Source organism: Parasynechococcus sp., from assembly GCF_042954325.1.
Taxonomy (GTDB): domain Bacteria; phylum Cyanobacteriota; class Cyanobacteriia; order PCC-6307; family Cyanobiaceae; genus Parasynechococcus.
Window position 1 is genome coordinate 1 of record NZ_JBGKDS010000006.1, and the last position, 3319, is coordinate 3319.

Genomic DNA, 3319 nt, shown 5'->3' on the forward strand with positions numbered 1-3319 from the left:
CGTGAACGTGGCCAGCCGCTGCGGCTTCACTAAGCAGTACGCGGGTCTGCAGGCACTAAACGAGGCCTACGCCGCCAAGGGCCTTGCAGTTCTGGGCTTCCCCTGCAACGACTTCGGTGCCCAGGAGCCCGGCAGCCTCGACGAGATCAAGACGTTCTGTTCGACCAAATTCGGAGCCAGCTTCGAGCTGTTCGACAAGGTGCACGCCATGGGCAGCACAACCGAGCCCTACACGACCCTGAACCAGACCGAGCCCGCCGGTGACGTGGCCTGGAACTTCGAAAAATTCCTCGTCGGTCGCGATGGCACCGTGATCAGCCGCTTCAAAAGTGGTGTCGCCCCGGACAGCGCCGAGCTGAAGGGTGCCATTGAAGCAGCGCTCAATGCCGGCTGACCTGGTCGGCCAGTTCAGCGCCCTTCTCGACCAGACGCCGACGGATCCAAGCGCCCTTCACCGCGTGATCGCTGACCTCACCCGTCAGGGATCACGGCGGGAGGCGATCCGCTGTGCCCGACGTCTGCGACGACGCAATCTGGACACCGCTGAGTCCATCAAAGCTGAGCTGGTGAATTGGCTCAGCCTGGGCCAGGAGGCTCGGGCCCGGACCCTGTTCAGCCGTTACCAAGACGATCCGAGGCTTGCGGCTTCATTCAGGTGGATGTTCGAGCGCTATCTCGATCGGGCCAGCCTCAAACACTCAGTTGCTCAGACCATCCACGCCACCCGACAGGCGCTGGTGGCAGCGGTGCAACAGAACCGGCAGCGGTCCACCTATCTGGAGGAGCTGTCTGGATTTTCGGATTACGTCCTCGTTTCCAACTCCAACCGGCTTCAGTTCAGCGACGCGGACAAGGCTGTTCTCAAGGGCCTGAAGAAACCGTTGTTCATTTACCAGAACATCGGCAATCCCTTGATCCTGCCGATTCGAGGATCGCTGTACAACAGCCAGGCCAAAGAAGTGGTGATTGGAGGATTCAAAAACCTCTACACCGCCACCGGTGAGCTGTTCTTCAAACCATGGGCCCCAACGCAGTTTCTTGGTGCCCTGACCCGGGTGAACCCGAAATTCCTGGCCACCTGGCAGGACCATCTATCCGAGCCGATTCGCGACATCAACCGCCCCCATGCGGTGCATGAACTCGACGAGAACCTGCTGATCGATGCGTTCTATCCCCTCACGCTGTTCAACACCGGGGGAGTCAACCAACGCCGCCTCTGCACGAACGGCTGGATTTCCCTCTGCCTCTTTGATGCGATCGCCCGTGCGTCGAATCCTTCAGCACGGCTGTGGTCGGCGGGGTTCAGCATGTCGGCGTCGTATGTCTTCGAATCCTGCGACGCGCTCTACTTCCACGATTACCCCTTTGAAAAGACCGGGCTCGAACTGAGAATCGCAGACGGCAGCCTGACCAGCATCGGCTCCACAGAATCAGTGATTCCCGAAGCCTCAACGGCAGCTCACTTGGCTCAGGCTGGCATCAAACGCGAAAAATTGGTCGATTTCAAAAAACGCACCGGCCATTGGCCAAGCTTGAGCCCTTCATGACGAGGCGGACTGCCGCTGGGCCGCCCAAAAACCCAACCAAGCCACCCCCAGCCCAATCCCGAGGGTGATACCGATCAGCCCAACCGCTGATCCCCAATGCCCCCCAGAGATCAAGTGCACGGCATCCAGCATCCAGCTGCTGAAGGTGGTCAACGAGCCGCAGAAGCCAATGCCCAAGAACAGTTGGCGGCGTGGTGCAGCCGGCCGGCCGGCCAGCCAACCGAGCAGGGCAGCACCCAACACGTTGACCAGCACGTTCTGATCAGCAAGAGAGCCGCCAACCTGCCAGCGCAACAGGGCTCCCGGAACGGCACCGAAGGCAACCCAAAGCAATTCCTCCCCTTCCCGCCGCAGTTGTTGCCGTGGTGGTGTCGATTCCCGTTCAGCCATGCCAGCCTCCCAAGGCAACACCTCCAGCCGCCGCCAGCAGGCCACTGCTGATCGACACACCCGCCAGGGCCACGGAGCGCCAGGGTCGTCCGGCCCGAGCTTCCTTGATCAGCTCCACGATGAAGGTGGAAAAGGTGCTGAGACTGCCGAGAAAGCCGACACCGAGCAGCAAGGTGAGGCCCCCGGCCCCGCCGGACGCCTCGTCCAGCCGCACAATCAGGCCGAGGGCAAAACAGGCGCAGACATTCACCGCAAAGGTGCCCCAGTGCTTGTTGGGCACCATCGGTTCAAAGTGATTGACCACCTTCAGGCGCAACCAAGCACCAGGGATCGCGCCCAGACCAATCAACAGGGCGTCAGATCCGGACCCAGCCACGTTGTTGCTCTCCATTCAAAACCTGCACATGCAGCCAGTCGCGACCGTCGTCTCCCGGCCAGCGGTGCAGCAGCCGACAGGGGGTGCCGATGCTGAGTTCGTTCAGAGCCGGAGCCACCGCCAGCGGACTGCTGCGCAACACACCCCGCGTTGTGGTGTGCAAGGGACCACCACTTTCACGCCGTCGCACCTGCGGCTGACGCCGTTCTGAACCACCGGCGGGCAAGGCCGCCGGAGCCATCAGAGCAACACCCAGCAGCCAGCCCCAACGCAGCAATGACGTGGTGGCGTGCATCAGATGTCCAACGCCGCCATATCCAGTTCGGCGCTGTGGGTTTCAATGAATTCCCGGCGGGGTGCCACTTTGTCTCCCATCAAAATCGTAAAAATACGATCGGCTTCCAGGGCATCATCGATCTCGATGCGCTTCATCATGCGGGTGCTGGGGTCCATCGTGGTTTCCCACAATTGCTTCGGCATCATTTCGCCCAAACCCTTGAATCGCTGGATGGTGTAGTTGGCCTTTTCGCCAAAACCCTTCAGGGTTTTTTGCAGATCACTTTCGTTGTAGCAATAGGTGTGGTTCTTACCGCGCTCAACTTTGTAAAGGGGAGGGCAGGCGATGTAGATGTAACCACCTTCAACCAAAGCCTTCTGATAACGATAGAAGAAGGTCAGGATCAACGTGCGGATGTGAGCGCCGTCAACATCGGCATCAGTCATGATGACAATTCGATGATAGCGGAGATTCTTTTCATCAAAATCTTCGCCTTTAATACCCAATCCAAGGGCCGTAATCAACGCCTGGATTTCCGTATTCTTGTAAATCTTCGAATCATCTGTTTTCTCAATATTCAGGATTTTTCCCCGCAGCGGAAGGATGGCCTGGAAGCGACGATCGCGACCCTGTTTCGCCGAGCCGCCTGCGGAGTCACCCTCAACGATGTAAATCTCAGACTCGCTGGGATCCCTGGAACTGCAGTCCGCCAGCTTGCCGGGAAGGGTT

6 protein-coding genes are annotated in these 3319 nt (G+C 59.4%); 2 read left to right on the plus strand and 4 right to left on the minus strand.

The genetic code is table 11. The features are described 5' to 3' along the window. The coding region (locus tag ACGVKB_RS00525; RefSeq protein WP_392349310.1) for a glutathione peroxidase at positions 1-394 on the plus strand (394 nt) is incomplete at its 5' end. Continuing rightward, the gene (locus ACGVKB_RS00530) at positions 384-1547 is read left to right on the plus strand and encodes a hypothetical protein (RefSeq protein ID WP_392349311.1); all 1164 of its coding nucleotides are present in this window, start codon (positions 384-386) and stop codon (positions 1545-1547) included. The genes ACGVKB_RS00525 and ACGVKB_RS00530, both read left to right, overlap by 11 nt. Here the strand turns inward: ACGVKB_RS00530 and ACGVKB_RS00535 are convergent. The 4 genes from ACGVKB_RS00535 to ACGVKB_RS00550 all read right to left on the minus strand — a co-directional run. Then, on the minus strand, positions 1542-1937 hold the full coding sequence (locus ACGVKB_RS00535) for a fluoride efflux transporter FluC (RefSeq protein WP_392349312.1): 396 nt from the start codon (positions 1935-1937) through the stop codon (positions 1542-1544). The genes ACGVKB_RS00530 and ACGVKB_RS00535 overlap by 6 nt on opposite strands. After that, positions 1930-2313, minus strand: a complete 384-nt coding sequence (locus ACGVKB_RS00540) for a CrcB family protein (protein WP_392349313.1) — start codon at positions 2311-2313, stop codon at positions 1930-1932. Before ACGVKB_RS00540 ends, ACGVKB_RS00535 begins: the two co-directional genes overlap by 8 nt. Then, entirely contained in the window at positions 2294-2608 is a 315-nt protein-coding gene (locus ACGVKB_RS00545; RefSeq protein ID WP_392349314.1) for an SH3 domain-containing protein, read from the minus strand. Before ACGVKB_RS00545 ends, ACGVKB_RS00540 begins: the two co-directional genes overlap by 20 nt. After that, positions 2608-3319 (minus strand): toprim domain-containing protein (locus tag ACGVKB_RS00550; protein ID WP_392349315.1); only part of this gene is annotated, 712 nt, incomplete at its 5' end. The genes ACGVKB_RS00545 and ACGVKB_RS00550, both read right to left, overlap by 1 nt.